Genomic DNA, 25,177 nt, shown 5'->3' with positions numbered 1-25,177 from the left:
TCAAAATTGACACGGTTGCCGCGAACACGCCGCATCTCGCAACAGTGTTGCGCAGGCGTGATCCTATTTCTCCAACATGGCAAAGAGCGGTCGGAACGCCAGTTCCGACCGCTCGAGCCAATCAGACGAAATCCTACATTGCAAGCCGGACCGCGCCTCAGCCGTTGAGCGCGTTGATCCCGGCATGCACCCGCGCCTCGGCCTCGGCGCGGGGCAGGCCGGGCGGGATGAGCGGCTCGAAGCGGAAGGTGATGACGCCGGGCCTCTTGATCCCGTGCTTGGGCCAGACATGGCCGCTGCGCACCGCGATCGGCACCACGGGCAGATCGAGCATCCGGTAGAGCCCGGCAAAGCCCGAGCGCAGCGCCGGCGCCTCGCCCGGCTTCACCCGGGTGCCTTCGGGGAAGATCAGCACCGAGCGGCCCTGCGCCAGCGCCACCCTGGCATCCTTCATCATCGAACGCAGCGCCGCGGCATTGGCGGTGCGGTTGACGATGATCACGCCGTAACGCCGCGCCGCCCAGCCCCAGAGCGGGATCTGCGCCAGCTCGCGCTTCATCACCGTGGCGGGCGAGCCGAGCAGCCGGCTCAGCTCGAGTGCCTCGAACAGCGATTCATGCTTGCCCGCGAAGATCACCGGCCCCTTGGGAATCTCGCCTTCGATCTTCACCCGGATCCCCAGGATCCAGCGCGCCGACCAGGTCATCAGCCCCACCCAGGCCATCGCATAGCTGCGCAGCGCATCGCCGCCGAGCAGCGCCACGAGCGGCACGAGCAGCACCAGCACCACCGACAGGCCGTAGAAGAAGATCGAGAAGACCAGCGTACGCAGGACGTTCATCAAGAGGCACCGAGCAGCAGTGCGATGCGGCGCACCAGATATTTGTGATACTCGCGGAACAGCATGGCGAAGCCCGGCTGGCTGCGCACCGGATCGCCGACCACTTCCACCCCCTTCAGCGCATGGGCCAGCTCGAGCCGGGCGCGCGGCATGTGCCAGTCGGACGTGACGAGGCGCACCGTCTTGTAGTCATGCTCCTTCACCCATTCGGCGGTCTCTTCCGCGTTGGACCGGGTATCGACCGCCTGCCAGCCGAGATCGACGCAGCAGCGCATCAGCTTGCGATCGATCTTGTACTCCGCCGCGAACTCGCCGGGACGGACGTCGGGATCGACCCCGCTGACCAGCAGGCGCTCGGCATCGCCGGCGCGCAGCACTTCGAGCCCGCGGTCGATCCGCTTCGACCCGCCAGTGAGCACCACGATCGCATCGGTCTTGCGCCCTTCCAGCGGATGGCCGAGCGAAAGCATGAACGCGGCGAAGCCGAGCGCCCAGGCGATCACGATCAGGGCAATCAGGCGCAGGATCACAGCGTGCGGCCCAGGGCGCGCAGCACCGTGCGCCGCGCCGCGAAGGTGGCGAGCAGCGCGAAGCCGAGCGGCACCAGCAGGAGCAGGAACCAGTCGCGCTGCTGCAGCGCCACGCCGCTCAGCATCTCCGAGCCGACCAGCGCCATGCGCGACTGGAGGAACCAGACCAGCCCCAGCGCCGCCACGGTACCGAGCAGGCCGCCGAGCAGCGTATCGAACGCGATCCGCCGCTGGAACAGGCGGGCGATCTGGACATCGGTGGAGCCGAGCATGTGGAGCACATCGATGGTGTCGCGGTGCGTGTCCAGCCCCGAACGCGCGGCGAGCAGCACCACCGCGGCGGTGGCACTGGCGATCAGCAGCATCAGCCCGACGGCGAGCCAGCTCATCGTGGTCATGAACCCGCGCACTGGCGAGAGCCACTGGGCATGCCTGTCGATCCGGGCGCCGGGCGCGATGGCGCGGGCGGTCTGCTCGACGACCGCGCCGTTGCCGCCCCGCGTCTCCACGTCGATCATCGCCGGCATCGGCAGGTCGGGATCGAGGCCGGTGTCGCCCAGCCAGGGCTTGAGCAGCTCGGCCAGCCGCTCCCGATCGACCTCGGCCACGCGCGTCACGCCCGCCACGCGCGGCAGGGCCGTGCGCAACGCCTTCACCTGGCTGTCGCGCACCGCTGCATCCGGCTCGACGATTTGGATGGTCAGCCGCCCGGCGAGCTGGCGATCGAGCTGCGCGGTGGCAGCGAACATGCCCAGGCCCAGCGCGCCGGCGAGCACGGTGAGGAAGACCATGATCGCCATGATCCAGGTCATCGCGCGCGTCCGCCGGCTCTCGTCGAGCAGACGGCGATCGGGAGCGTTGGGATTGAGGCTGAGCTTCACGCGGCGCCCCGTGGCGGGTTGCGCAGCGCACCGGTGGGATCGTTGAGCCGCCCCTTTTCCAGCCGCATCATGTGCGCGTTGGGGATGCGGTTGAGCAGATGGAAGTCGTGCGTCGCCACCACCACGGTGGTGCCGAGCCGGTTGAGGCTGTCGAACAGATGGAGCAGGCGCTCGGCCATGTCGGGATCGACGTTGCCGGTCGGCTCGTCGGCGACGAGCAGCTCGGGACGGCCGATCACCGCGCGGGCGATGGCGATGCGCTGCTGCTCGCCGCCCGACAGGGTGGGCGGCTTGGCGCGGCCGCGATCGGTGAGGCCGACCCAGGCGAGCATCTCGCGTACCGGCGCCTCGATATCGCTCTCGGACACGCCGGCGACGCGCAGCGGGAGGGCGATATTGTCATAGGCGGAGAGGTGCGGGACCAGCCGGAAATCCTGGAACACCACGCCGATGCGGCGACGGAAGCCGGGCAGACGGGTGCGGGGCAGGGCGCCGGCATCCTCGCCGAAGATGCGCACCGTGCCGCGGGTCGCGCGCTGGGCAAGGTAGAGCAATTTGAGCAGCGACGTCTTGCCCGCACCGGACGGGCCGGTGAGGAAATAAAAGGCGCCGGTGTTCAGCGAAAAGCTGATGTCCGAGAGAGTCTCGTCGCCCGAACCATAGCGCAGGCCGACATTCTCGAATTGAACGATGCTGGCCATCAGGCTCCCGGCGCTTCCCTTGCACCTGCCATCGCACAGCCTTGTTATGTGCTCAAGCGCAGCGCGCTTGCGCGTGCGGCACCAGCCCGCTCCCCCACCCGGCCGCCCATATGATACTGCCGTTGGGTGGCCGGGTGGGGGAGCGGGCCGGCACCGCCAAACAAATGGCCCTTCTCAAGAAGCTGGGGATAGAGGGGCCAGGGACTCTTGTTAGCGCGAATCGATGGGTCTAGAATCATGACAATCGGGCGACGGGCCCCCGTGTGTCGTGAGCCGAGCGCAATGATCCTCGAATGCAGCCAGTGCCGTACCCGCTATCTGGTGCCCGACAGCGCCATTGGCGCCGATGGCCGCACCGTGCGCTGCGCGAGCTGCAAGCACAGCTGGTTCCAGGCTCCCGTCGCGCTCGACCTGACCACCCGCGCCACGGCCGCCGACGGCCCGGTCACCCCTGCCCCCAAGCGCGAGGCCGAAGCACCGAAGCGCGAGGCGCCCGCGGCGCCGCGGGTGTTCGACGATGCCTCGATCAGCGCCGCCTCCGGCGGGCGTTCGCCGGATTACGATCCCTTCGCCCCGCAGCCGCCGTTCAAGCCGCGCCGCAACCCGGCACGCCGCTGGACCGCTGCCGCGTTCATCGCCGGCTTCTCGATGCTGCTCGGCACCGGTGCGATCCTCTATTCGGGGGCGCCCGGGCTGGCGGCGCAGCTGGGATTCGGTCTCAACCTGGGCAGCGAAGTCGAAACGCCGCTCGTCTTCGCCGACAAGAAGGTCGAGCTGCGCACCCAGACCAATGGCAGCGAGCTGTTCATCATCTCGGGCAAGGTCGCCAATCCCACCGCCGACAAGCAGCGCGTGCCCGACATCCGGATCGAGCTGACCGACGATCAGAACCGGCTGGTCTACAGCTGGCGCGTCACGCCGCAGCTGCGCGAGATCGGGCCGAAGCAATCGCTCGAGTTCAATTCGGCCCAGGTCGACCCGCCGCGCAATGCGCGCTGGACGCGGCTGAGCTTCGCTAACGAAATCGGCGGCTGACCCGCCATAGCCGGGTGCCGTGGAGCAGCGCGGCCACGACCATGCCGATGCCCGAGGCCAGGACGAGGCCCGTCGCCTCCCAGCCCCATAGCCGGACGAACACCAGCCCCGCACCGCCGGTGACGAGGAAGAAGGCGATCACCGAGTTGATCCCCGCCGCGACCTGGTCGCCGAGCGAACGCAGCGCATAGACGAACACCACCTGCACCCCGTCGAACAGGATGAAGGGCGCCCAGATCGGCAGCATGACCAGGGCGAGCCGATGCACCTCGGGCACCGCCGGGAACAGCGCGACGAGGGGCGCGGGGACGAGGACCAGCAGCAGCGCGAGCGTGCCCGTGGCAAGCGCGGCCAGCGCCGCGGCGATGGCGGCACGCCGGGCCGCAGCCTGCGGCACGCCCTCCCCCACCGCATTGCCGACGCGCACCCCCGCTGCCGATCCCAGGCCGAGCGCCACCGAGAAGGTGACGTTGTGGATCGAGAAGACGAGCTGGAAGGCGTGGGCGGTGACGTCGCCCAGCTCGGTCGACAGCGCGATCAGGATCGAGAAGCCGACCAGCTCGAGCCCCGAGGCGATGGCGGGGATCAGGCCGAACCAGGCGAGCCCCAGCGCGCCCTTCAGCGAATCACGGCTGAACAGGCCGGCCAGGTCGTGCACGCCCCGCGCCTTTGCCCGCGGCAAGGTCCAGGCCGCGCCGATCATGCCCGCCGCGCCGAGCGCCGAGGCGATGGTCGTCGCCAGCGCCGCGCCGGTCGCGCCCATCGCCGGCAGCCCGAGATGCCCGCCCGACATCGCCCAGGCGAGCAGGGCGTTGACCGGCAGGATGGCGAGGTTGACCGTCGTCACCCGCTGCGGCCGGCTCACCCCTTCGAGGAAGAAGCTCGACGCGACGATCAGCAGCTGGAAAGGATAGGCGAGCGCCATCACCCGCACGACATCGGCGGCGAGCGGAGTGACCTCCGCCGCCACGCCGATCCCGAGCAGCATCGGGGTGGCGAAGGCGAAGAGCAGCAGGGCGCTGACGATGCCGAGCGCGGTGGCGAGTAGCAGCCCCTGGTGGAACACGCGGCCGGTGCCGGGCAAATCCTTCGCCCCATCGGCACGCGAGACATGGACGAGCACGCCGGTCAGCGCCCCCAGCCCCATCACGATGCCCGGGAAGGTGAGCGCGCGGCTAGCGCCCAGCGCCGCCACCTGGCCGGTGCCGGTGAACCCGATCACCACCACATCGGTGACGTGGAGGATTGTCCAGTTGAGGCTGGTCAGCGCCACGGGCCAGGCCAGCGCGAGGATTCGGCGCATCTCGGCGGAAAGATCGGAGGATAGGCGCATGGGACGGCGCGCTTAGCGGATTTCATCTAGTTTGGAAAAGCGCGGCGGAACCGCTTGCAATGTCCGAAACGCGTTGCTAGGGGCCGCTGCCTTACCAGCCGTCGGTATCCCAACTGACGGATTTCACGTGCGGTCGTGGCGGAACTGGTAGACGCGCAACGTTGAGGTCGTTGTGGCCGAAAGGCCGTGGAAGTTCGAGTCTTCTCGACCGCACCAGTGAAAAATGCAGGCACCCGGCGACATCGCCGCGGTGCCGCAATTTTTTCGAGAACCCGGCAAACTTCTGCGACAAGTCGCGGCTAGCCACCAAGCGTTCATGCGCGCGGTGTCAGGTGCCGCGCGGGGTTATCGAAATGGGTGGGAATAGATGCGTTCGAAGTTGATGCTGGGTGCGGCGGTTGCCGGGTTGGTCGTGGGTGCGATGCCGGAGGCGGCACTGGCCCAGGCCCAGCAGCAGCCGGCCACCACGCCCGCATCGCAGGACCATGGCCAGGCCCCGGCGCCCCACAGCCCCCCGGCACAGGAGCAGGCAGCGGACGAGCTCGGCGGCGACGAAGGCGCGATCGTCGTCAACGGCGTGCTGCCCGGCGCGGTGAAGACCGACGTCAAGCCCGAGGTCCAGCTCAACCCGGCCGATATCCGCGCCTATGGCGCCTCCAACGTCTCGGAGCTGATCACCGCGCTCCAGGCGCAGCTGGGCAGCGGATCGGGCCGCGGCGACGAACAGCCGGTGATCCTGATCAGCGGCCGCCGCTCGAGCATGAACGAAGTCCGCGACCTGCCGACCGAGGCGATCGACCGGATCGACATCCTGCCCGAGGAAGTCGCGCTGCAATATGGCTATGGCGCCACCCAGAAGGTGATCAATTTCGTGCTGCGCCGCCGCTTCCAGGCGGTAACGACGGTGCTCGAGGGCCAGATGCCCACCGCCGGCGGCAACGCGACCGAGAGCGCCAACGTCAACATCCTCAAGCTCAACCGCGACGGGCGGGTGACGCTGGACGTCAAGTACAACCAGAATTCCTCGATCCTCGAGAGCGAGCGCGGGGTCAGCCGCGCCGGCAACGCGCTGTTCGACACGACCGGCAACATCACCGGCTTCGGCGGCGCGCAGATCGATCCGGCGCTGAGCGCGCTGGCGGGATCGACCGTCACCGTCGTGGGGGCGCCCGCCGCCGCCGCGACCGGCCCGCAGGCGCTGGCCGCCTATGCCGCCAACGCCAATGATCCCAACATCACCGACGTCACGCCCTATCGCACCCTGGTCGGCCCGGCGAAGAACCTGACGATCAGCGGCATCTACAATCGCGCGCTGTCGCCCAAGGTGAGCGCGACCGCCACGGTCAATCTCGACGTCAACGAGAGCGAGAGCTGGCTCGGCCTGCCCAGCGCGACGCTGCGCCTGCCCACGGGCAACCCGTTCTCGCCGTTCGGCCAGGACGTCCAGCTGCTGCGCTATTACGACAATCTCAACCCGCTCACCCGCTCGAGCAGCAGCCAGGCACTGCGCGGCGAGCTGACGATCAACGGCGACAGCTCGCCCTGGATCAACAGCTGGCGCTGGTCGCTCAACGCCAATTACCAGCAGACCGGCAGCGATTCGACGACGACGCGCGGCGTCGATCCGAGCGTGGCGCAGGCGCTGCTCAACGCCAATGACCCGAACTTCAACCCGTTCGCGGCGATCCCCTACAGCGCGATCGGCAGCCGTCCGGACGATTGGACCGAATCGACCACCAAGGTCGGCAATGTCGAATTCCTGACCAACGGCCCGCTGTTCAAGCTGCCGGCGGGTGACGTCACCGGCAGCATCCGCGTGGCCGGGCGCACCAACGACCTGTCGGGCAAGTCCTTCCGCTCGGGCGTGTACAGCGCGAGCGACATCTCGCGCGACACCGGCGCGATCCGCGGCAACATCTCGATCCCGATCACCAGCCGCCGCCGCGCGGTGCTCGACGCGATCGGCGACTTCTCGGTCAACGCCAATATCGAGATCGAGCAGCTCTCCGACTTCGGGCGGCTGACCACCACCGGCTATGGCTTCAACTGGTCGCCGATCACCCAGGTCCAGGCGATCGTCAGCTTCATCGACGACAGCAACGCGCCGACGCCGGGCCAGCTCGGCAACCCGGTGGTCACCACGCCCAACGTCACCGTCTATGACTTCGTGCGCGGCGAGAGCGTCAACATCAGCCAGATCAGCGGCGGCAATGCGCTGCTGAGCGCCGACAGTCGCCACGTGTTCCGCGCGGGCCTGAACATCCGGCCGTTCACCGAGACCAATCTCGGCATCGTGGTGAACTATACCAATTCGCGCTTCCGCAACGCGATCCAGAGCTTCCCCGGCGCCTCGGCCGAAGTGGAGGCAGCGTTCCCCGACCGCTTCGTGCGCGACGGCAGCGGACGGCTGCTCAGCATCGATGCGCGCCCGGTGAACTATGACCGGACCGAGCATTCGGAGCTGCGCTGGGGCTTCAACCTGTTCCTGCCGATTGCCTCGCCCCAGCAGAAGCGCATGCGCGAGCGCCGCGAGATGTTCCAGAAGGCACGCGAAGAATCGCGCCGCACCGGCCAGCCGCTGCCGCCCGAGATGACCGCGATGTTCGAGCAGTTCCGCAAGCTCGGCCAGCAGTCGAGCCTGTTCGGTGGCACCCAGGGCGGCCAGTTCCGCGGCCCACGGCCCGAGGGCCAGCAGGGCCAGGGCCAGGAAGCGCCGCCGCGTCCGCCGGCCGACGGTGCCGGCCCGAGCGCGGGCGGCCCGCCGGGTGGCGGCGGTCCGCGCTTCGGCGGCCCCGGTGGCGGGGGTCCGGGCGGTGGCGGCCGCGGCGGCTTTGGCGGCGGGGGCGGCGGGGGCAACCGCCTCATCTTCAGCGCCTATCACACCTGGGTGCTGCGCGACGAAATCCAGATCCGTCCGGGCCTGCCGGTCATCGACCGGCTGGGCGACACGACCAGCCAGGCGATCGCGGCGCACCGGGTGGACTTCACCGCCGGCGTGAAGCGCGATGCGCTGCTGTTCCAGCTCAACGGCAACTGGCAGAGCGGCACCCGCACCACGGGCGGCACCACCGGCGTGCCGGGCAGCACCGGCGAGCTCAATTTCGGCAGCCTCGCCAAGCTGAACCTGCTCGCCGAGTTCAACCCGGGCCAGGACATCGACTTCCTGCTCAAGCACCCCTGGTTCCGTGGCTCGCGGATCCAGCTGCGCGTCGACAATGTGTTCGACGCCCGCCAGAAGGTGACCGACGAGAATGGCCTGACCCCGGCCGCCTATGCGCCGAACCTGCGCGACCCGATCGGCCGGACGGTTAAGCTCACCTTCCGCAAGCAGTTCTTCTGAGCCTGTTCCCCATCTAGCTCCCCTCCCTTGCAGGGAGGGGAATATCAGTGCGCCTCCAGCGGCGATCCGCCTTCGCGGCTGGCGCGGAGGCCAGGACGGAAGCGGCCCTGCTGGTCCTGGTCCATGATCCGGCGATAGAGCAGGGTGATCGAGACGCGGCGGTTGCGCGGATCGGCCGGGTTCTCGACGATCAGCGGCTCGCGGTCCGCCACGCCCTCGATCCGCTCGAAGCGCATCTCGGTCACGCTGCCCGACAGCAGGCGCCGGCGCGTCGCTTCGGCGCGGCCGCTCGACAGCATCCAGTTGTTCATCGCCAGCGGATCGCCGTACCCGAGGCTGTCGGTATGGCCGCGGATCATGATCGGGTTTTCCATGCCCTTGATCGAGTCCGCGATCGTGCCGATCAGAGCGCTCGCCTCGGGCACCAGCGCCGTGGTGCCCAGGTTGAACATCGAATAATTGGCGTCGTCGATCAGATCGATGCGCATGCCGTCGCGCGTCGGGACGAAGCGGATATGGTTGGCGAGCTTGGCCAGCGCCGGAGTCGCCTGCATGCGCTGGCGGATCCGCTTCTGGGTCTCGTCGAAATTCTTCTGGTCCTGCTGGGTCAGCGCGCGCTGGTCCTTCAGCGTACCCTTGGCGCCGGTGCCGACATCCTTGCCGCCGCTGCCGCCAACGGGGACGGTCAGCGACTTGGTGCCGGTCTGCGAGGCCTTGCCCGGATAGTTGTCGCGCTGGTTGATCGCCTCGCCGCCGAACAGGCCGTTCGAGCCAGCGCTGTTCTGCTTCAGCTCGACCAGGGTCGGCGCAAAATAGTCGGCGAGCGCCTTGCGCTGCTTCTCGGTGGTGGCGCCGAGGATCCAGAGCAGCAGGAAGAACGCCATCATCGCGGTCACGAAATCGGCATAGGCGACCTTCCAGGCGCCGCCGTGATGGCCGCCATGCCCCTCGATATAGACCTTCTTGACGATGATCTTGGGCGGCGCGTTTACGCCATGGGGAGCGCGTGCCGTGGCCATGGCTCAGCGACCGCGCAGCCCGTCGAACACTTCGCCGAAGCCCGGCTGGTTGGCGTGCGCGATGCTGGAGCGCGCCGCCTCGATCACCAGCGGCTGCGGATGGCCGTGGAGCGAGGCGATGATGATCTGCTTCACCACGTGATAGATCGCCGAATCGGCATCGATCACCTGCTGCAGCCGGCCGGCAAGCGGGGCGACGATGCCGTATGCCAGCAGCACGCCCATGAAGGTGCCGACCAGCGCCGATCCGATCATCGCGCCGAGGATGCTCGGCGGCTTGTCGATCGAGCCCATCGTCTTCACCACGCCGAGCACGGCGGCGACGATGCCGAGCGCCGGTAGCGCATCGCCGAGCGACTGGAGTGTGGTCTGCGGGCCCTGCACCTCGTGGTGGTGGGTCTTGATCGAGTTGTCCATCACCTCCTCGACCGCGTGCACGTCGAGCGTGCCCGACGAGACGACGACGAGGCGCAGCGTGTCGGTGATCAGGTTGATCAGCGTGTGATCGGCGAGCAGGCGCGGATACTCCGCGAAGATCGCGGAGGACTTGGGATCCTCGACATGCGGCTCGAGCGCGATCGGCCCCTCGGTCCGCAGCATCTTCATCAGCTTGGAGACCAGGAAGATCGTGTCGAGATAGTCCTGCTTCTTGTATTTCGGGCCCTTCAGGACCTTCATCAAGCCGCCGCCGAGCGCCTTCAGCTCCTTCATCGAATTGCCGATGACCAGCGCGCCGATCGCGGCGCCGCCGATGATGAGCATCTCGTGCGGGATCGCTTCGAGCACGGGGCCGAGCGCGCCGCCGGTGATCGCGAAACCACCGAAGACCATCACCAGCAGGATGACGAGGCCGATTGCCGGAAACATGTGCGCGAACCCCCCGATTTGTCGTCTCGGTTAACGACCGTTTCGCCGTGATATTCAGCGGAAAAACATGGTTAATTCGTTACCAAGCCGAATTATTTCGCTGTTTCGCTTGGATTTTCGACGCGCGGCTTCTAGCGGCGCCGATCCGCGGGCGTTCGCGGCCGTGCGGCGCTTATTTGAGGTAGTCGAACAGCGAGACGCTGGTCAGCTTGGAGAAGCTGGCCTGGGTCGCCTGCAGCACGGTGAGCGTCTTCTGCAGATTGGCGACCGCCGTCGGGATATCGGTATCCTCGATGCCCGAGCGCGTCGTCTCGCGGGTCTCGGCGACTTCGGTCAGCCGGTCGGCCTGCAGATCGAGCCGGGCGCCCCGCGCACCGACCGATGCGCGGGCGAGCGCCACCGTGTCGAGCGAGGCGTTGATCCCGTCGAGCGCCGCGGCGCCCGCCGCCTGCACGTTCGTGCCCGACTTGAGCGCGTCCGACAGCGAGCCGAGGATCGCGAACATGTCGGCACCGGCGGGGCTGAACACCCGCTCGCCGCTGATCGTCGGCTGCACGCTCTCGCCGTCGCCGATCGGGATGGCCGAAGGCTCGCCGGTGCCGGCGAAGCTGATCGAGCCGTCGGCGTTCTTCACATAGGCGGTGTCGCCGGTGGCGCCGCCGAACAGCGGCTGGCCGCGGATATCGTCCTTGGTATTGGCGAGCGCGAACAGCGTGTCGCGGATCGAGTCCAGCTCCTTGCCGATCGAGGCGCGGTCCGAATCGGACAGCGTGTCGCTCTTGGCGCGGGTGGCGAGCTCGAGCGCGCGCTGCATCTGGGTCTCGACGCTCTCCAGCGTCTGGTCGGTCTGGGCGTTCACGCCCTGCGCGATGGTGATGTTCGACTTGTAGGTCGCATCGCCGGTGGTTGCGCGCGCGATCTGCTGCAGCTTGATATAGGCCGCGGCGTCGGTAGCCGCGGTGATCCCCAGCTTGGTGGTGGCAATCTGGGTCTGCGTCTTGTCGGCCGCGGCGGTCAGCTGAGTCATCAGCGACGTCGGGCGGCTGTACATCTGCGAAGTGGCGATGCGCATGGTCTGTTACCTGATGTCGAGGATGGATTGCAGCGTCTCGCGCGCGACCTGGATCACGCGGGTCGATGCCTGATAGGCCTGCTGGAAGCGCATCAGATCGACCGCCTCCTCGTCGATGTTGACGCCGCTCACCGAATCGCGCGCCGACACCGCGGAATCGCGGATCGAGGTCTGCGCATCGGCCACGCTGTTGCGGCCCGAGAGCGCCGCGCCGTTGGCAGCGGTGAGATCGGTCACCTGCTGCTCGTAATTGCCGCTGGTGCGCAGCGTGTCGAAGCCAGCGAGGTTGCTGTTGTCGCGCGTGCCGCCGCCCGGTGCCGCCGCGGCGATGCCGCGCGGATCGGTCATCACGACGGTGAGGTTGTACGCCGGATCGCCGACCGAGAAGACCGGCTGGCCGGCATTGCCCTGGAGATCGGCGCCGGCGGCCTGGACCGCGTTGACGCCCTCGGCGAAGCTCTGCGCCATCTGGCTGATCTGGTCGCGCGCCGCTGCGATGCGGCTGCCGCTCTCGGCGATGCCGGCGAGCGCGCCGCCGTTCGGCGCCATGGTCTGCACCGCGCCGCTGGCCTGCTTCACCGAGAAGGAGAAGGTCCCTTCGTCGTTGCTGACCTGCGAGACGATCGCCGACTGGGCGCCTTCAACCAGGGTCGGGCCCGCGCTGTTGCCGGCCTGGACGGTGGCGCGGCCATAAGTGTCGAAGCTGACCGTCACGTCGGTCAGCGCGCTCATCTGCTCAAGCATCTGGTCGCGCTGGTCGAGCAACGCCGCCTGGCCGGCCGTGCCGTCGGTGGCGCGGGCGAGGCCGGCATTCACCTTGGCGAGGCTGGCGGACAGGTTGTTGAGCTGGGTCACCCCGGTCTCGGCCGAGGCCTTGAGATCGGCCATCGCACCGTCGAGCGCCTTGCCGGTCGCGCCGAAGGCGGCGGCGACGCTGGAAGCGTTCTCGAGCATCGTCGCGCGCGCGGGCAGCGCCGTAGGATCCGCCGCGACGGCCTTTGCCGAGGTGAAGAAGGCGGTGAGCTGGTCGCCCAGCTTGTTCTGGGTCAGGCCCGAATCGATCCGCCCGAGCCAGGCAGCGCCGGCGAGCGTGCGGGCGAGGTCCGAGCTGGCGGTGCGCACTTCGGTCGCGCGGAACGCATCGGCCGCGCGGGTGACACCGCCGACATTGGCACCCAGGCCCGAACTGATCGCGCTGGTATTGCCGCCGGTCGCGACGACTTCGCGCACCGTGGCGACGCGGCGCGAATAGCCGACGGTCGCGGCATTGGCGATATTGTCCGACGTCGTGGCGAGCGCCGACTGATAGGCCCGCGCGCCGCTGGCGCCGATCGAAAGCAGGTCGGTCATTTGACGGCACCTCCGGTGCTGGCGGCCTCGGGCGCGGCCGGTGCGGCGGCCGGCTGGGCCGCGGTCTCGGTCTTCATGCCCTTGGCCAGGAAGGCGGTCATCGCCTTGCCGATGCCGATCGGGGCGTGCACGGCCATGTTCTGGGCGAGCTGCTGGTCCTGCATGTCGCGGAACTGGTCCTCGCCCTTGCTGTCGAACAGCCCGTCGCCGAGCTTGGCCTGGCGCATCGACTTGAGCATCATGCCGGTGAAGACGGCCTCGAAGCGCTGGCCGGCGGCTTCGAGATTCTCCTTGGACGCGAGGCGCGACGTGTCGGTCGAGACACCGCCCGACGTGCTGCCGATGGGGGCGAGGATGTTGCTCACAGGATGATCAGCTCCGCCTTGAGCGCACCGGCTTCCTTGAGCGCCTCGAGGATGGCGACGAGGTCCGCCGGCGACGCGCCGATCGCGTTCACCGCCTTGACGACGTCGGCGAGCTTGGGCCCCGGCTCCATCAGGAACATGGGGTGCTTTTCCTCCTCGACGCCCACCGTGCTGTGCTGCTCGGTACGGGTCTCGCCCTTGCTGAACGGCGCGGGCTGGCTGGTGCGCTGGTTCTCATCGATACGAACGGTCAGCTTGCCATGGGTTACCGCGGCGGGGCTGACCCGGACGGCCGAGTTGATCACGACGGTGCCGGTGCGCGCGTTGACGATCACCCGGGCGGCCGCCTCGGCGGCTTCGACCGGCAGGTTCTCGACTTCGCTCATCAGCTCGGCACGGACGTCGCGGCCTTCGGGCGCCTGGATGGCGATCGACACGCCGTCGATCGCGCGGGCGCGGCCGGGTCCGAAGCGCAGGTTGATCGCGTCCTGCACGCGCTGCGCCGTGGTGAAGTCGGCGCGGGCGAGGTTGAAGGTGACGAAGGGCGACTTGTCGAAGCCGGTATCGACCGTGCGCTCGACGGTGGCGCCTTCCGGAATGCGGCCCGAGCTCGGCGTGTTGACGACGATCTTGGAGCCATCGGCACCCTCGGCACCGAGACCACCCACGGCGAGGTTGCCCTGCGCCATCGCATAGATCTGCCCGTCGGCGCCCTGGAGCGGGGTGAGGATCAGCGTGCCGCCGCGCAGCGACTTGGCCTTGCCCATCGACGAGACGGTGATGTCGAGCTTCTGGCCCGGCTTGGCGAAGGCGGGCAGCTCGGCGGTGATCATCACCACCGCGGCATTCTTCAGGCCCGGCGCCACACCCTGGGGCAGCTGCAGGCCGAAGCGCGAGGTGACCCCCTTCATCGACTGGACGGTATATTCCAGATTGTCGTCGCCCGTGCCCGGCAGGCCGACGACGACGCCGTACCCGGTGAGCTGGTTGGTGCGGATGCCCTGGAACCCGCCCAGGTCCTTCACGCGCTGGGCGTGCGCCGGCGCAGTGGCGGCGAGGGCGAGGGCGGCGAGCGCGAGGAAGCGGCGGATCATCGGTCTGCTCCGGCTTAGAAGGGGCTGATCACGGAGAAGAACCGGCTCAGCCAGCCCTGGCGGCTGGCGCGGGCGACATCGCCCTTGCCGGTATAGGCGATGCGGGCATCGGCGACGCGGGTCGACAGCACGCGGTTGTTCGCGTCGATGTCGGCGGTGCGCACGATGCCCTTGATCTGGACGAACTCGTCGCCCCGGTTGAGCGTCACGCGCTTCTGGCCCTGCACCAGCATCGTGCCGTTGGGATAGACCGCGGCGACGGTGACGCTGACTTCGCCCGACAGCGCATTGGCCTGGTCGGCGGCGCCGGTGCCGTTGAAGTTGCGCTTGCCGCTGATGCTGGCATCGCTCTCCTTGAACAGCGACAGTGCGCCGGTGCTCGGCGGAGTCAGGCCGAAGCCGCCCCCGCTGTCGAGCTTGGTGCCAGCCGACTTGGACGCCGCAGTCTTCTCGACGAGCAGGATGGTGAGCGGATCGCCGACACGACGGGCACGCTGGCCCTCGTAGAGGGCGGCATAGCCGTCGTTCACCTGGAAGATGCTGCCATTGGCCGGCGGCTGCGCCGAAACCGGCGCGGGCATCGTCGCGGAGAAATCCTCCTTGGGCTTCTTCTTGCCGATGCCGAGGAACTGCGCCTGGGCCGGCGTCGCGGTGAAGGCGAGCCCGGCAGCCACCAATGCGGTCGCGGCGATGTGATGGAGATGCTTCATGATCCGCCGCCTCAGATGTTCTGGTTGACGTATTTGAGCATCTCGTCGGTCGCCGAGATCATCTTCGAGTTCACCTCATAGGCGCGCTGGGTCTCGATCATGTCGACCAGCTCCTCGACGACGTTGACGTTCGAGCCTTCGAGCATGCCCTGGCGGATCGTGCCGCGGCCATCGATGCCGGCATTGCCGAGCGCGACGCTGCCGCTGGCCGGCGTCTCGATCAGATAATTGTCGCCGACCGCCTGGAGCCCCGCCGGATTGGGGAAGCTCGCCACCTGGACCTGGCCGATCTGGGTGAGGTCGGTCTGGTTCGGCATCTGCGCCGAGACGGTGCCGTCGCTGCCGACGGTGACCGAGATCGCCCCCTCCGGGATGTTGACGCCGGGCATCACCTGATAGCCCTCGGAGGTAACCAGCTGGCCCTCCGGCGAGCGCGAGAAATTGCCCGCGCGGGTATAGCCCAAGCCGCCGCCGGGCAGCTGGATCTGGAAATAGCCATTGCCGTCGATCGCCATGTCGAGGCCGTTGCCCGTGGTCTGCAGCGAGCCCTGGGTCTCGATGCGCTGGGTGCCCTGGGTGCGCACGCCGGTGCCGAGGTTGAGGCCGGTCGCGTATTTGGTTTCCGCGGTCGAGGCGGCGCCGGGGGCGGTGATCACCTGATAGGCGAGCGTTTCGAAGCTGGCCCGATCCTTCTTGAACGCGGTGGTGTTCACGTTCGCGAGGTTGTTCGAGATGACCCGCATGCGCGTATCCTGGGCGTCGAGACCCGTGCGCGCGATGTGCAATGCTGCCGAACCCATCGGTCTTACTCCCTATCAGGACGGCATCCGCATCAGCGATGCGGTGCTCTCGTCCATGTTCTTGGCTTCCTTGAGCAGGTTGGCCTGCACTTCGTAGGCGCGCTGGTTCTCGATCATGTCGACCAGCGCCGCCGTGAGGTTCACGTTCGATTGCTCGAGCGAACCGGAAGTCACTTTCGCGTCCATGTCCTCGGGCAGCACGCCGCCGCCCTTCACATGGAGAAGATTGTCCAGCCCCTTGGCGGTCTGCGTGCCGTCGGTGCTGACCAGCTTGATCTTGCCGACTTCCTGCGGCTGCGTCGGATCGCCGCCGCGCGGCACGATCGAGACGGTGCCGTCCTCGGAGATCGATACCTTGTCGGCGGGCGGCACGGTGATGGGGCCCCCCGACCCCATCACCGGGAAACCGTCGCCGGTTTCCAGCACGCCCGAGGGCGCGATCCGCAGATCGCCGCGCCTCGTATAGGCTTCGGTGCCGTCGGTCGCCTGGACTGCCATCCAGGCATCGCCGTTCACCGCGACGTCGAGCGGGTTGCCGGTCTGGATCATCGTGCCCTTGGTCCGGTCGAAGTCGTTGACTTCCTCCGAGGCCATCTGACGCGAATCCAGGCCCGTACCCTGGAGGACCAGCCGGTCGAAGCTGACGCGCTCGCCGCGGAAGCCGATCGTCGAGGCGTTCGCGATGTTGTTCGCGATCGTCGCCTGCGCCGACATCTGGCTCCGAAGCCCCGACATCGCAGTGTAGACAAGCCGGTCCATATTCTACTCCTCCTCAGCCGACCCGATCAGCTGCGGATGTTGAAAATCGTCTGGGACATCTGACTGGCGGTATCGAGCGCCTTGGCATTCGCCTGGAAGTTGCGCTGTGCCGCGATCAGGTTGACCAGCTCTTCGGTGATGTCGACGTTCGAGCGCTCGATCGCGCCCGACATCAGGCCGCCAAAGCCGTTGGTGCCCGGCTCGCCGAGGCGCGCATCGCCCGAGAAACCGGTGGCGGCCCAGGTCGAGTTGCCGAGCTGGCGCAGGCCAGCATTGTTGGTGAAGCTGGCCAGCACGACCTTGCCCAGCGCCTGGGTGTCGCCGTTCGAGAAGCTCGCGGTCACCGTGCCGTCGTCGCCGATCGTCACGCCTTCGATCTGGCCGACGGGCGAGCCGTCCTGCTTGGTCGAGTTGAGGCTGAACGGCGAGCTGACCTGGGTGGTGCCGGCGGTCAGGTCGAGCTTGAGCACCTGCTCCGAGGTCGCGCCCGGGGCGAGGAAGCCCATGAAGGTGATCGGCGTGGTCGGCTCGGAGAGCTTGCCGGTGCTGTCGAACTTCAGCTCGAACTGCTTCATCGTCGCGGGATCGTCACCAGCATTGAGCTGCTGGTCGCCCACGAAGGAATAGACCTTCCAGCTGCTGGTCGCGTCGGTGTCGCTCGGCTTGGTCTCGCGGACGAAATAGTTGGTCAGCGTCAGCGCGTTGCCGTTCGCGTCATAGACCGTGGTCTGGACCGACTGGTTGTAGGTGGTCGGATCGAAACGGTCGAACTTGTACTCGGTATCGTCGAACTTCGGATTATCCGAGGGGATCGGCGAGCCGGCATTGAGATTGAGGCCCAGCTTGACGTTCTCGGTCGCCTGGGGCGTGCCGCTGGTCTGCGGCAGGCGCAGGCTGACGGTCGAGGAAAGGCCGGTCGCGACCACCGCGCCCGAGCCGTCGACCGGATAGACCTGCAGCTTGTTGCCCTGGGCATCGACCACATAGCGATCGGCATCGACCTGGAAGCTGCCGTTGCGGGTATAGGCCACCCCGTTACCGCTCTTCTCGTCGCCCTTGACGATGAAGAAGCCGTCGCCCGAGATCGCGACGTCGAGCGCCGACGAGCTCTGGGTGAAGCCACCCTGGCCGAACTGCTGGCGCACCGCCTTCACGACCACGCCCGAGCCGACCATCTGGCTGGGGTTCATGTTCGCGGTCGACGCGATGACGTCAGCGAACTGGGTCGTGCTCTTCTTGAAGCCGTTGGTCTGCACGTTCGCGAGATTGTGCGAGATGGTCGACATGTCGGTCTGCGCTGCCTGCAGGCCCGAGAGCGAGGTGAAGAAGGACATTTTCCGTTACTCCTTGGAAAAACTGGTTCAGCCGACCTGCCAGATGGCGTCGGTGGACACGTTGCCGATGCCCGGAAGCGTGAGGACGGGCTTGCCGTCGGATCCCATCGAGACGGCGGTGACCGGCGCCCAGACCAGCGGATAGGCCTTGACGTTGCCGGTGCCGTCGGTGGCGGTGACGCTGACGTTGAACGGGCCTTCGCCGGCGTCCTTGCCGTCATCGGTCTTGCCGTCCCAATCCCAGGCGACCGCGCCCTTGGTCTCCTTGCCCATCTCGATGGTCTTGAGCGTGTTGCCGTCCTTGTCCTTGATGGTGACGGTGACGTTGGTCGCGTCCTTCTCCAGCGCGACGGCGCCGGCGAGGCCGCCGGTGGTGCGCGGATAGGCGGTGCTGCCCTGGACGAGCACGTTCTTGCCGACATAACCGATGGCGTCGTTGAGCGACCCGCCGCTCAGCTGGCTGGCGATCGTCTTCAGCGTCGAGCTCATCTCGGTGATGCCGGAGAGCGAGGAGAACTGCGCCATCTGGGCGACCATCTGGCTGTTGTCGACCGGCTGGAACGGATCCTGGTTCTTCAGCTGCGCGGTCATCAGCGCGAGGAAGTCGGAGACCCCCATGTCGGTCTTGCCGAGGCGCGAGGTGTCCTTGGTGTCGAGCGTGGTGCCGCTCGTCGTGCTCGAGGTGTTGTACCGGGGAATGCCCAGGTTGGTGAGGGTGGTATCGAAATCGCTCATGGTCAGCGGCCCAGCTTGAGGGTGTCGACGATGAGCTGCTTGGCAGTCTGCATCACTTCGACGTTGTTCTGGTAGTTCCGGGCGGTCTCCATCATGTCGACCAGCTCCCGGGTCTCGTCCACGGCGGCCTCCCAGACATTGCCGTCCTTGTCGGCCATCGGGTTGCCCGGATCATAGTGCTTGGTCGGCTCGGAGCCGGCGGTGACGACCTGCTCGACATCGACGGTCGACATGCCGCTCGCCTGGTCGAAGGCGGTGCGGAACACCGGCTTGATCGTGCGATAGGCGGTGTCCGCGCTCGACGAGACCGTGCCGACATTGGCGAGGTTCGACGCGGTGGTGTTCATCCGCACCAGCTGCGCGCTCATCGCGCGGCCGGAGACCTGGAAGATCGAAAGCGGCTGGTCGCCCATCTCTTACTCTCCCTTCAGCGCGCGCGTGATCTGGTTGATGCGGCCGTTCAGGAACGACAGCGTCGTCTGATAGGCGACGGCGTTCTCGGCGAAGGCGGTCTGCTCGGTGGTCAGCTCGACGGTGTTGCCGTCGGCCGAGGGCTGGAGCGGCACGCGGTAGAGCGTGTTGGCGTCGATCGCGCCGTCGATCGAGCCGCCGGCGCTGGTCGCGCTGTTGAGCGCCGCGCGGAAGTCGACGTCCTTGGCCTTGTAGCCAGGGGTCGAGGCATTCGCGATGTTCGACGCCAGCATGCCCATGCGCTGCGAGCGCACGGCAAGCGCGGTGCCATGTACGCCGAAGAGGTTGTCATTGGGCATTGCACGTCTCCCGCACAAAAGTTCGCCGGGCTCTCTGCAACCGCCGTGCCAATTTGACCGAGAGGGCGAAAAATCCACCTTTGCCCTCGGGAGCGGCAAGGTGCGGCAGGTTTTTGCCGGTGTGTCGGCAGCCGGTTGCCGGGTTTTCGGGGCCGGATTGCCGCGTGCCGAGGGAGAGGCAATTGGCCCGCCTCTTGCACCCACACGGGCATGGATATGAATGTGCTTCCTGCCCTCGGGACCTTCCTCGATCCGCTCGCGCTCGCCATTGTCGGCGGGGGCGTGGTCGCGGGCACCGTGCTGCGCAACGCCTCGGGCGACCTCGCGCGCGGCGTCGCGGCGCTGGGCCAGCTGCCGCGCAACCGCTTCGACGTGGAGCCCCTGCTCTCGCAGGTCTCGGCGCTCGGCCGGATCGCGCGCCGCCACGGCGTGATCGCGCTCGATCGCTCGAAGATCGAGGACCCCGACATCGCCGCCGCGGTCGCCGCGATCGTCGATGGCGCCAATCCAGGCCAGGTCGAGACCCTGCTCGAGCAGCGCCGCTGCGCGCGGTTCGAACGGCACCGCGGCGGCTGGGAAGTCTGGTCCGGCGCGGCCGAGCTGGCCCCGGCCATGGGTATGGTCGGCACGTTGATCGGGCTGGTCGGCATGTTCGCCGCGATGAAGGATCCCCAGGCGATCGGCGGCGCAATGGCCGTCGCCCTGCTCGCGACCCTTTACGGCGCGCTGCTCGCCAATCTCGCGCTGCTGCCGCTCGCCACAAGGCTGAAGCGCCGCGCCCGGCACGAGGCCCAGGAGCGCCTCCGCCTCCAGCCGGCGCTCGCGCTGCTGGCGAGCATCGAGCCGGGCACCGGCCGGATCAAGGAGATCGCGGCGTGACCGTGTTCGACGAGGACGAACGCGCGCGAGCGCCCTGGCTGATGACCCTGGCCGACCTGTCATTGCTGCTCGTCGGCTTCTTCGTCTTCCTCCAGGCCAACCAGGTCGATCCGGCCAAGCTCGCCGCGGGCATCCGCGCCGGCTTCGGCGCGAGCGAGACGACGCCGGCGCCGATGCCGGTCGACATCGCCACCGCCACCGGCTTCGCGCCCGGATCTGCCGTTCCGGCCGACACAGCTTCGGCACTGGAATGGGCACGCACCGCCGCGCGCGACCCGCGCACCCGCCTGCGCATCACCGGTGAAGTCGACGGATCGGCGACCGATGTCGATGCGGCAACCGGCAGCGGCCCGATCCTTGCCGCCGACCGCGCCCGCGCTGTCGCCGCGCTGCTGATCCAGCAACATGCGATCGACCCGTCGCGCATCATCCTTTCCACCGGCCGCGGCCAGCGCCGCGCCGTCCTCACGCTCGGCTTCGAAGGAGACCGGCCATGATCCTCGCACTCGCACTCAGCCTCACCGCCTCGGACTTCCAGTCGGTCGCGGCGCTCGACACCATCGTCACCCAGTTCACCGGCAAGGAGATCGGCGAGCAGGGCGGGGCGATCGCGCCGATCGACCGGCGGCTCAAGCTTACCAGCTGCGCCGCGCCCCAGCTCGAATGGCGCAACGACACGCATGACGCGGTCGTGGTTCGCTGCATGGCGCCGGCCTGGAAGATCTTCGTGCCCGTCGCGGCGGTGCCCAAGCCCCGCGTCGCGGCGCCCGCGCCGATGCCTGCCAATGTCGTCGTTCGCCCGGCCGCCGTCGTGAAGGCCGAGCCGGTGATCAAGCGCGGCGACGCCGTCACCGTCGAGGCCGGCTCGCCGGGATTCTCGATCTCGCGCCAGGGCATCGCGATGAACGACGCCCCTCCGGGCGGCCGGATCAGCGTCAAGGTCGACGACAAGCAGCCGCCGCTCCAGGCGATCGCGATCGAGCCTGGCCGCGCCCGCCTGCCGGGCTTTGCCGAGGGCAGCTGAATTTTCCTGTAAAGTTTCGCCGTGCCGGGCCGTTTGATAGGCTGCAGGCACAGCGAGGATTGCAGGCAATGGTGGACTCAATCGGCACGAAGGCAGGCGCGGTCACCGACCGTCGCACTGTGCCCGTTGAACCGGCGGCCAAGGTCGCCGCGGTCCGTCCGGTCGCGAGCGACACCCCGGCGGTGCGCAGCGCGGCGGCGGAGATCGCAGGAGAGCAGGCGGCCCGGCCGCCGGTCGATCTCGACCGCGTCTCGCGCATCCGCAAGGCGATCCAGGACAACAAGTTCCCGCTCTCGCCCTCGACGATCGCCGACCGGCTGCTCGCCTTCAAGCTCGATTGGAAGTCCCGTGAACCGTCGTGACGCACTGATCCAGGTGATCGAATGCCTCCACGCCGAGATCGCGGCGCTGAAGGCGAGCGATGTAGCGGCACTCGAGGCGGCGACCCGCGCGAAGCTGATCGCGATCGACACGGTGGCGCTCCATGACGGCGAGGCCCCCGGCGCCGAGATCCGCGAGCTCGCCGCCGAGGCGCACAAGCTCAACGAGACCTGCCGCATCTATGTGAACCTGATGGCGGCAAATGTTCGCCGCCGCCTGCAAATCCTTTCCGGTCAGCAGGCGCCTTCCTACAAGGCTGCAGGCTACGCTCTCGCCTGAGAGCCCTACCTAACCTCCGTTAACCAGAACTGGCACGGTCCTTGCTGCGATAGCCCCGAATAAGGGCAATCCGGATCAGGACTAGATGAGCGTCACTTCGGTCAACTCCAAGGCAAGCGTCCAGACGGCGATCGCCACGGCGAGCCGCAAGACCGGCATCGACTTCAACTATCTGCTCGGCCAGGCACAGGTCGAGAGCGGGTTGAAGGCCGATGCCCGCGCCGGCACCTCCTCCGCCACGGGCCTCTATCAGTTCATCGAGCAAAGCTGGCTCGGCGTGGTCAAGCAGCACGGCGCCGAGCATGGCCTGGGCTGGGCCGCCGACAGCATCAAGCAGAACAGCGCCGGCCGCTATGTCGTCAGCGACCCCGCGGCGCGGAACGCGATCCTCAACCTGCGCAGCGATCCGCAGACCGCGTCGCTGATGGCCGCCGAACATGCCGCCGACAACAAGGCCTCGCTCGAGGACAGCCTGGGCCGCCCGGCCACCGGCACCGATCTCTACATGGCGCACTTCCTGGGCCTGGGCGGCGCCGACAAGTTCCTGAGCGCGATGGCCGACAATCCCGGCCGCACCGGCGCCAGCATGTTCCCCGCCGCCGCGCGCGCCAATCGCGGCGTCTTCTACGCCTCGAACGGCCAGCCGCGCACACTGTCGGAGATCTACAGCCGCTTTGCCGGCAAGCTCGACAAGGGCGCCGCCGCGGGCGGTGCCACCGGCGTTGCTTCCGACGGGCTCGATGCCGGCTTCGATGCCGCCGCCCGCGCCTTCACCGATGGCGACAACGAAGTCGTGCTCGGCAACGGTGCCGTCGATAGCGACCGCCACTGGGTGCAGAACACGCTCGCCCAGCTCAACGTATCGCAGGGCACGCCCAGCGATCCGCTCGGCCGCCGCATCGATCCGCTGCGCCCGACGCCGGAAAATGCCCGCCTCGCCTATCTCATGCTCGCGAACCTGGGAGCGTAACCCCTAGTGTCTGCACTCTCGCTTCCCGCAGGCACGGCGCCTGCCCTGAAGAGTTTCGCGCTGCCCGGCGCGATCCTGCTGCTCGTCGCGCTGATGGTGGTGCCGATCCCGGCCTTCCTGCTCGACGCCTTCTTCATCCTCAACATCATGATCAGCCTCGCGGTGCTGATGGTGGCGCTGAACGCGCAGAAGCCGCTCGACTTCTCCGCCTTCCCCACCGTGCTGCTGTTCGCCACGCTGTTCCGCCTCGGCCTCAACGTCGCCTCGACGCGCGTCGTGCTGGTCCACGGCCATGAGGGCGAGAGCGCCGCCGGCCATGTGATCGAGGCGTTCGGCACCTTCATGATCGGCGGCGACTATGTCGTCGGCCTGGTCGTGTTCGCGGTCATCGTGATCATCAACATGATCGTGGTGACCAAGGGTGCGGGCCGCGTCTCCGAAGTCAGCGCGCGCTTCACCCTCGATGCCTTGCCCGGCAAGCAGATGGCGATCGACGCCGACCTGAATGCCGGCCTGATCACCCCGGACGAGGCACGCGCCAAACGCGTCGAGGTCTCGACCGAAGCCGATTTCTACGGCGCGATGGACGGTTCGTCCAAGTTCGTGAAGGGCGATGCGATCGCCGGCCTGCTGATCCTCGCGATCAACGTGATCGGCGGCCTGATCCTCGGCGTGGTCAGCCACCAGATGGCGGTGGGCGAAGCTGCCTCGGCTTACATCCTGCTCGCCATCGGCGACGCGCTGGTCGCCCAGGTGCCGGCGCTGCTGCTGTCGATCGCCGCCGCCGCCATCGTCACCCGCGTCAAGTCGAGCGACGACCTTGCCGGCCAGATCGGCACCCAGTTCGCCAGCCACAAGACCTGGACGCCGGTCGCGGTCATCCTCGGCCTGCTCGGCCTGGTGCCCGGCATGCCGCATTTCCTGATGCTGCCCGCAGCCGCGGCCGCCGGCGTCGCCGCCTGGCATCTGCGCAAGGTCGCCAATCGCCCGAAGATCGTCGCCGCGCCGCCCGCCGAGCCGGTCGATCTCTCGCGGATCGGCTGGGACGAAGTCACCGACAACATGCAGGTGATGCTCGACATCGGCTACGGGCTCGTCCCGCTGGTCGACGAGCGCCGCGGCGGGCCGCTGATGGGCCGCATCACCGGCGTACGCCGCCAGCTCTCGAAGGAGCTCGGCTTCGTCGTGCCCCAGGTGCGCGTGCGCGACGACATCAACCTGGCGCCCTTCACCTATCGCATCGTCATCGGCGGCGTCGTCATGGCCGAGGACAATGTCTCGCCCGACGAAGTGCTGGCGATCGACACCGGCCAGGCCGCCGGGCGCCTGCAGGGCAAGCCGGTCAAGGACCCGACCTTCGGGCTCGACGCGCTGTGGATCGCCCAGGGCGATTCCGATGCCGCCACCGGCCTCGGCTATCTCGTCGTCGATCCGGGCACCGTGGTCGCCACCCATCTCAACCAGTGCCTGATCCAGAACGCGTCCGACCTGCTCGGCGCCGACGAGGTCCAGTCGCTGCTCGACGGGCTCAAGGACCGATCGCCCCAGCTCGTCGCCGCGCTCTGCCCGTCGCCGGTGCCGCTCACCACGCTCACCCAGATCCTCCGCGGCCTGCTCGCCGAGAACGTCCCGCTCAAGGAATTCCGCCGCATCGCCGCCGCCATCGCGGTCGCCGCCCAGCGGACCCTCGACGCCGACGAGATCATGGAGCTGATCCGCCCCGATCTCGGCCCGCTGATCATCCAGCGGCTGTGCGGCGTGCGCGAGCCGTTGCGGGTGATGACGCTGGAGGGGCAGCTCGAGGCGCTGCTCGGCCAGGCGGTCCGCTCCGATCCGTCGAAGCGCCACACGATCGAGCCCGATCTCGGCCGCCGCATCGCCGATGCGCTGCAGCGCGCCGCCCAGCCGCTGATCGCCGAGGCCAAGCCCTTCGCGCTCGTCGTCCAGCCGTCGATCCGCGTCGCGATCCGCAAGCTGGTCCGGAACGTGCTGCCCGACACGCCCGTGATGAGCTTCTTCGAAGTGCCCGAGGACAAGGCCGTCGAAGTCGTCGCCGTGATCGGCGCGCCCGAGGCGCTGCCCGCATGAACGCTTTCACCCCAGGGAAA

At 68.1% G+C, this 25,177-nt stretch carries 27 protein-coding genes and 1 tRNA gene; 10 read left to right on the top strand and 18 right to left on the bottom strand.

What is annotated here, in order from left to right:
• Positions 1-157: 157 nt before the first annotated feature.
• The 4 genes from GGR46_RS16980 to ftsE are packed head-to-tail and all read right to left on the bottom strand — an operon-like array spanning position 158 to position 2,953.
• Positions 158-841: a lysophospholipid acyltransferase family protein gene (locus tag GGR46_RS16980; RefSeq protein ID WP_183999212.1), complete on the bottom strand. Its 684-nt coding sequence runs from the start codon at positions 839-841 to the stop codon at positions 158-160.
• Positions 841-1,371 carry an ElyC/SanA/YdcF family protein gene (locus GGR46_RS16975; RefSeq protein WP_183999211.1) on the bottom strand — a complete coding sequence of 177 codons (531 nt, stop codon included), beginning with the start codon at positions 1,369-1,371 and terminating at the stop codon, positions 841-843. The genes GGR46_RS16980 and GGR46_RS16975 overlap by 1 nt, the downstream gene beginning before the upstream one ends.
• Positions 1,368-2,252 carry an FtsX-like permease family protein gene (locus GGR46_RS16970; RefSeq protein WP_183999210.1) on the bottom strand — a complete coding sequence of 295 codons (885 nt, stop codon included), beginning with the start codon at positions 2,250-2,252 and terminating at the stop codon, positions 1,368-1,370. Before GGR46_RS16970 ends, GGR46_RS16975 begins: the two co-directional genes overlap by 4 nt.
• On the bottom strand, positions 2,249-2,953 hold the full coding sequence (gene ftsE, locus GGR46_RS16965; RefSeq protein WP_183999209.1) for a cell division ATP-binding protein FtsE: 705 nt from the start codon (positions 2,951-2,953) through the stop codon (positions 2,249-2,251). The genes GGR46_RS16970 and ftsE overlap by 4 nt, the downstream gene beginning before the upstream one ends.
• Positions 2,954-3,235: 282 nt before the next feature.
• Here ftsE and GGR46_RS16960 point away from each other — a divergent pair, with 282 nt between their 5' ends.
• Complete coding sequence (locus GGR46_RS16960; RefSeq protein WP_183999208.1) at positions 3,236-3,988, top strand: MJ0042-type zinc finger domain-containing protein; 753 nt, start codon at positions 3,236-3,238, stop codon at positions 3,986-3,988.
• On the opposite strand, the gene GGR46_RS16955 is transcribed toward GGR46_RS16960, so the two are convergent.
• Complete coding sequence (locus tag GGR46_RS16955; RefSeq protein WP_246426198.1) at positions 3,969-5,291, bottom strand: MATE family efflux transporter; 1,323 nt, start codon at positions 5,289-5,291, stop codon at positions 3,969-3,971. The two genes, GGR46_RS16960 and GGR46_RS16955, sit on opposite strands and share 20 nt — an antisense overlap.
• 159 nt (positions 5,292-5,450) lie before the next feature.
• On the opposite strand from GGR46_RS16955, the gene GGR46_RS16950 reads away from it, so the two are divergent.
• Together GGR46_RS16950 and GGR46_RS16945 are read left to right on the top strand one after the other, a co-directional pair.
• Positions 5,451-5,537: transfer RNA gene (locus GGR46_RS16950), tRNA-Leu, on the top strand.
• Between the two features lie 151 nt (positions 5,538-5,688).
• Complete coding sequence (locus GGR46_RS16945; RefSeq protein WP_184000138.1) at positions 5,689-8,661, top strand: TonB-dependent receptor; 2,973 nt, start codon at positions 5,689-5,691, stop codon at positions 8,659-8,661.
• A gap of 44 nt (positions 8,662-8,705) precedes the next feature.
• Here GGR46_RS16945 and GGR46_RS16940 read toward each other — a convergent pair whose 3' ends face one another.
• The 13 genes from GGR46_RS16940 to flgB all read right to left on the bottom strand — a co-directional run bounded on the left by GGR46_RS16940 (position 8,706) and on the right by flgB (position 19,536).
• Positions 8,706-9,680, bottom strand: coding sequence for a flagellar motor protein MotB (locus GGR46_RS16940; RefSeq protein ID WP_183999206.1), 975 nt, complete (start codon positions 9,678-9,680; stop codon positions 8,706-8,708).
• A 3-nt stretch (positions 9,681-9,683) separates the two neighbouring features.
• Positions 9,684-10,547, bottom strand: coding sequence for a flagellar motor stator protein MotA (gene motA, locus GGR46_RS16935; protein ID WP_183999205.1), 864 nt, complete (start codon positions 10,545-10,547; stop codon positions 9,684-9,686).
• Between the two features lie 172 nt (positions 10,548-10,719).
• Positions 10,720-11,619: a flagellin N-terminal helical domain-containing protein gene (locus tag GGR46_RS16930; protein WP_183999204.1), complete on the bottom strand. Its 900-nt coding sequence runs from the start codon at positions 11,617-11,619 to the stop codon at positions 10,720-10,722.
• Between the two features lie 6 nt (positions 11,620-11,625).
• The gene (flgK, locus tag GGR46_RS16925) at positions 11,626-12,969 is read right to left on the bottom strand and encodes a flagellar hook-associated protein FlgK (RefSeq protein ID WP_183999203.1); all 1,344 of its coding nucleotides are present in this window, start codon (positions 12,967-12,969) and stop codon (positions 11,626-11,628) included.
• The gene (locus tag GGR46_RS16920) at positions 12,966-13,334 is read right to left on the bottom strand and encodes a rod-binding protein (protein ID WP_183999202.1); all 369 of its coding nucleotides are present in this window, start codon (positions 13,332-13,334) and stop codon (positions 12,966-12,968) included. Before GGR46_RS16920 ends, flgK begins: the two co-directional genes overlap by 4 nt.
• Positions 13,331-14,428: a flagellar basal body P-ring protein FlgI gene (locus GGR46_RS16915; protein WP_183999201.1), complete on the bottom strand. Its 1,098-nt coding sequence runs from the start codon at positions 14,426-14,428 to the stop codon at positions 13,331-13,333. Before GGR46_RS16915 ends, GGR46_RS16920 begins: the two co-directional genes overlap by 4 nt.
• A 14-nt stretch (positions 14,429-14,442) precedes the next feature.
• The gene (locus GGR46_RS16910) at positions 14,443-15,138 is read right to left on the bottom strand and encodes a flagellar basal body L-ring protein FlgH (protein ID WP_183999200.1); all 696 of its coding nucleotides are present in this window, start codon (positions 15,136-15,138) and stop codon (positions 14,443-14,445) included.
• An 11-nt stretch (positions 15,139-15,149) separates the two neighbouring features.
• The gene (flgG, locus tag GGR46_RS16905) at positions 15,150-15,938 is read right to left on the bottom strand and encodes a flagellar basal-body rod protein FlgG (RefSeq protein ID WP_183999199.1); all 789 of its coding nucleotides are present in this window, start codon (positions 15,936-15,938) and stop codon (positions 15,150-15,152) included.
• A gap of 15 nt (positions 15,939-15,953) precedes the next feature.
• Positions 15,954-16,697, bottom strand: a complete 744-nt coding sequence (gene flgF / locus GGR46_RS16900) for a flagellar basal-body rod protein FlgF (protein ID WP_183999198.1) — start codon at positions 16,695-16,697, stop codon at positions 15,954-15,956.
• Positions 16,698-16,723: 26 nt separating this feature from the next.
• Positions 16,724-18,031, bottom strand: a complete 1,308-nt coding sequence (locus GGR46_RS16895) for a flagellar hook protein FlgE (RefSeq protein WP_183999197.1) — start codon at positions 18,029-18,031, stop codon at positions 16,724-16,726.
• 27 nt (positions 18,032-18,058) lie between these two features.
• Complete coding sequence (locus tag GGR46_RS16890) at positions 18,059-18,766, bottom strand: flagellar hook assembly protein FlgD (protein WP_183999196.1); 708 nt, start codon at positions 18,764-18,766, stop codon at positions 18,059-18,061.
• Positions 18,767-18,768: 2 nt separating this feature from the next.
• Complete coding sequence (gene flgC / locus GGR46_RS16885; RefSeq protein WP_183999195.1) at positions 18,769-19,179, bottom strand: flagellar basal body rod protein FlgC; 411 nt, start codon at positions 19,177-19,179, stop codon at positions 18,769-18,771.
• 3 nt (positions 19,180-19,182) lie between these two features.
• Positions 19,183-19,536 carry a flagellar basal body rod protein FlgB gene (gene flgB / locus GGR46_RS16880; protein ID WP_183999194.1) on the bottom strand — a complete coding sequence of 118 codons (354 nt, stop codon included), beginning with the start codon at positions 19,534-19,536 and terminating at the stop codon, positions 19,183-19,185.
• A 216-nt stretch (positions 19,537-19,752) separates the two neighbouring features.
• On the opposite strand from flgB, the gene GGR46_RS16875 reads away from it, so the two are divergent.
• From GGR46_RS16875 to flhA, 7 genes are all read left to right on the top strand, one after another.
• On the top strand, positions 19,753-20,415 hold the full coding sequence (locus GGR46_RS16875) for a MotA/TolQ/ExbB proton channel family protein (protein ID WP_184000069.1): 663 nt from the start codon (positions 19,753-19,755) through the stop codon (positions 20,413-20,415).
• The gene (locus tag GGR46_RS16870; RefSeq protein ID WP_343058219.1) at positions 20,412-20,912 is read left to right on the top strand and encodes a flagellar motor protein MotB; all 501 of its coding nucleotides are present in this window, start codon (positions 20,412-20,414) and stop codon (positions 20,910-20,912) included. The genes GGR46_RS16875 and GGR46_RS16870 overlap by 4 nt, the downstream gene beginning before the upstream one ends.
• A complete protein-coding gene (locus GGR46_RS16865; RefSeq protein ID WP_183999193.1) occupies positions 20,909-21,439 on the top strand; it encodes a flagella basal body P-ring formation protein FlgA in 531 nt (176 codons plus the stop codon). Before GGR46_RS16870 ends, GGR46_RS16865 begins: the two co-directional genes overlap by 4 nt.
• Positions 21,440-21,507: 68 nt before the next feature.
• On the top strand, positions 21,508-21,801 hold the full coding sequence (locus tag GGR46_RS16860) for a flagellar biosynthesis anti-sigma factor FlgM (protein WP_183999192.1): 294 nt from the start codon (positions 21,508-21,510) through the stop codon (positions 21,799-21,801).
• Positions 21,788-22,099 carry a flagellar protein FlgN gene (locus GGR46_RS16855; RefSeq protein WP_183999191.1) on the top strand — a complete coding sequence of 104 codons (312 nt, stop codon included), beginning with the start codon at positions 21,788-21,790 and terminating at the stop codon, positions 22,097-22,099. The genes GGR46_RS16860 and GGR46_RS16855 overlap by 14 nt, the downstream gene beginning before the upstream one ends.
• Before the next feature lie 85 nt (positions 22,100-22,184).
• Complete coding sequence (locus GGR46_RS16850) at positions 22,185-23,069, top strand: lytic transglycosylase domain-containing protein (RefSeq protein ID WP_183999190.1); 885 nt, start codon at positions 22,185-22,187, stop codon at positions 23,067-23,069.
• A 6-nt stretch (positions 23,070-23,075) separates the two neighbouring features.
• Positions 23,076-25,157 carry a flagellar biosynthesis protein FlhA gene (gene flhA / locus GGR46_RS16845; RefSeq protein WP_343058218.1) on the top strand — a complete coding sequence of 694 codons (2,082 nt, stop codon included), beginning with the start codon at positions 23,076-23,078 and terminating at the stop codon, positions 25,155-25,157.
• The last annotated feature ends 20 nt before the right edge of the window (positions 25,158-25,177 follow it).

Origin of the sequence: Sphingomonas kyeonggiensis (assembly GCF_014196745.1) — a bacterium.
Classification (GTDB): Bacteria; Pseudomonadota; Alphaproteobacteria; order Sphingomonadales; family Sphingomonadaceae; genus Sphingomonas; species Sphingomonas kyeonggiensis.
Note: the sequence above shows the minus strand (reverse complement) of the source record. Positions and strands in the feature narration are given on the sequence as shown.

Excerpts from the sequence above, each read along its gene's own strand:
- GGR46_RS16980 (WP_183999212.1), bottom strand. The coding sequence starts at position 841 with ATGAACGTCCTGCGTACGCTGGTCTTCTCGATCTTCTTCTACGGCCTG.
- ftsE (WP_183999209.1), bottom strand. The coding sequence starts at position 2,953 with ATGGCCAGCATCGTTCAATTCGAGAATGTCGGCCTGCGCTATGGTTCG.
- GGR46_RS16960 (WP_183999208.1), top strand. The coding sequence starts at position 3,236 with ATGATCCTCGAATGCAGCCAGTGCCGTACCCGCTATCTGGTGCCCGAC.
- GGR46_RS16955 (WP_246426198.1), bottom strand. The coding sequence starts at position 5,291 with ATGCGCCGAATCCTCGCGCTGGCCTGGCCCGTGGCGCTGACCAGCCTC.
- GGR46_RS16945 (WP_184000138.1), top strand. The coding sequence starts at position 5,689 with ATGCGTTCGAAGTTGATGCTGGGTGCGGCGGTTGCCGGGTTGGTCGTG.
- GGR46_RS16940 (WP_183999206.1), bottom strand. The coding sequence starts at position 9,680 with ATGGCCACGGCACGCGCTCCCCATGGCGTAAACGCGCCGCCCAAGATC.
- motA (WP_183999205.1), bottom strand. The coding sequence starts at position 10,547 with ATGTTTCCGGCAATCGGCCTCGTCATCCTGCTGGTGATGGTCTTCGGT.
- GGR46_RS16930 (WP_183999204.1), bottom strand. The coding sequence starts at position 11,619 with ATGCGCATCGCCACTTCGCAGATGTACAGCCGCCCGACGTCGCTGATG.
- flgK (WP_183999203.1), bottom strand. The coding sequence starts at position 12,969 with ATGACCGACCTGCTTTCGATCGGCGCCAGCGGCGCGCGGGCCTATCAG.
- GGR46_RS16915 (WP_183999201.1), bottom strand. The coding sequence starts at position 14,428 with ATGATCCGCCGCTTCCTCGCGCTCGCCGCCCTCGCCCTCGCCGCCACT.
- GGR46_RS16910 (WP_183999200.1), bottom strand. The coding sequence starts at position 15,138 with ATGAAGCATCTCCATCACATCGCCGCGACCGCATTGGTGGCTGCCGGG.
- flgG (WP_183999199.1), bottom strand. The coding sequence starts at position 15,938 with ATGGGTTCGGCAGCATTGCACATCGCGCGCACGGGTCTCGACGCCCAG.
- flgF (WP_183999198.1), bottom strand. The coding sequence starts at position 16,697 with ATGGACCGGCTTGTCTACACTGCGATGTCGGGGCTTCGGAGCCAGATG.
- GGR46_RS16895 (WP_183999197.1), bottom strand. The coding sequence starts at position 18,031 with ATGTCCTTCTTCACCTCGCTCTCGGGCCTGCAGGCAGCGCAGACCGAC.
- GGR46_RS16890 (WP_183999196.1), bottom strand. The coding sequence starts at position 18,766 with ATGAGCGATTTCGATACCACCCTCACCAACCTGGGCATTCCCCGGTAC.
- flgC (WP_183999195.1), bottom strand. The coding sequence starts at position 19,179 with ATGGGCGACCAGCCGCTTTCGATCTTCCAGGTCTCCGGCCGCGCGATG.
- flgB (WP_183999194.1), bottom strand. The coding sequence starts at position 19,536 with ATGCCCAATGACAACCTCTTCGGCGTACATGGCACCGCGCTTGCCGTG.
- GGR46_RS16875 (WP_184000069.1), top strand. The coding sequence starts at position 19,753 with ATGAATGTGCTTCCTGCCCTCGGGACCTTCCTCGATCCGCTCGCGCTC.
- GGR46_RS16865 (WP_183999193.1), top strand. The coding sequence starts at position 20,909 with ATGATCCTCGCACTCGCACTCAGCCTCACCGCCTCGGACTTCCAGTCG.
- GGR46_RS16860 (WP_183999192.1), top strand. The coding sequence starts at position 21,508 with ATGGTGGACTCAATCGGCACGAAGGCAGGCGCGGTCACCGACCGTCGC.
- GGR46_RS16850 (WP_183999190.1), top strand. The coding sequence starts at position 22,185 with ATGAGCGTCACTTCGGTCAACTCCAAGGCAAGCGTCCAGACGGCGATC.